We start from the raw sequence: 235 nt of genomic DNA on the forward strand, positions 1-235 counted from the left end.
GGTTAAGGTCGCATTGTTAGGCCCATACCAACGTTGAAAAAAATGTTTCACATCAGCAACTGTGGCGCGATCTAAATCATCTGGCCAACCAATAACAGGCCAAGAATATGGATGACCCGCTGGATAAAATGCTTGGTTAAAACGTTCATTTAAACGGCCATAAGGACGATTATCAATCCGTTGTGCACGTTCATTTTTGACGGTTTCACGTTGCACTTCGAATTTTTCACTCGTG

Annotated in this window: 1 protein-coding gene; it reads right to left on the reverse strand. The window is 42.6% G+C overall.

Annotated features, from left to right (window positions below; translation table 11 throughout):
* The coding region (locus AAEZ00_RS22170) for a M16 family metallopeptidase (RefSeq protein WP_351090201.1) at positions 1 to 235 on the reverse strand (235 nt) is incomplete at both ends.

Source organism: Shewanella sp. S1-49-MNA-CIBAN-0167, assembly GCF_040310145.1.
Lineage (GTDB): Bacteria > Pseudomonadota > Gammaproteobacteria > Enterobacterales > Shewanellaceae > Shewanella > Shewanella psychromarinicola.